This window comes from Bartonella sp. TS82HLJMH, assembly GCF_042193495.1.
Taxonomy (GTDB): domain Bacteria; phylum Pseudomonadota; class Alphaproteobacteria; order Rhizobiales; family Rhizobiaceae; genus Bartonella; species Bartonella grahamii.
On record NZ_JBHILU010000096.1, the window covers coordinates 1 to 648 of the forward strand.

Consider the following 648-nt stretch of genomic DNA (forward strand, 5'->3'; position numbering starts at 1 on the left):
TTGTTTTCTGCTTCATCGGTAATTTCAATTGATAAAACATAATCCATGAGCGTTTTGGTGATGTCTTCTCCATTTGCTAGAACCATGCAAAAAGGTTTCATGATTGACTGCCCCAAATTCTAATCACCGGTGTGGCTTTCGGATAGGGGAGGGTTGGTAAGAGTATCGTGATACCTGCTTTTAAAATGGGTCCATAGTCTGCAAGCCCCAAATTCGCTGCATAGACGCGTTCAACAGCAAGTGCTTGTTGACCTTTGGCATAGTATTTCCAGCAAATGGCATCCACCATATCGCCATCTTTTGTCACGTAAAGATCACTCATAGGTCTTCACCATACTCTCTCAACTTTATCGTAAATTCTTGTTTTTTGGGGGTGCCGTTATGATGAAAAATGCTTTGTTTTTCCTCTACGGAAAGAATGACAAATTTTCCTAAGATTTTGCCTTGACCAGTCACAAGAATGTGAGGTCCCATATGCGCTATTTGCCGCAAATATTCGAGCTGTCTGTGACCACCTTTGAAATCTGGATAAATCACACCAGCTAAAGAAAATTCCGCATTTGCAACAGCAGGCAATTGAAGAGCAGCCTTTCTCCCCAATCGCCCTTGCTCTACCCATGGAACTCCATAAGACATATCAAGTGTTTG

General features: G+C 42.1%; 2 protein-coding genes. Both read right to left on the reverse strand.

Annotation, left to right across the window (positions count from 1 at the left end; all coding sequences use genetic code 11):
* Positions 1 to 97: 97 nt before the first annotated feature.
* On the reverse strand, positions 98 to 322 hold the full coding sequence (locus tag ACFIKO_RS09440; protein ID WP_375620471.1) for a tail protein X: 225 nt from the start codon (positions 320 to 322) through the stop codon (positions 98 to 100).
* Positions 319 to 648, reverse strand: a 330-nt coding sequence (locus ACFIKO_RS09445; RefSeq protein ID WP_375673922.1) for a phage tail protein, incomplete at its 5' end; no start/stop codon positions are given. The genes ACFIKO_RS09440 and ACFIKO_RS09445, both read right to left, overlap by 4 nt.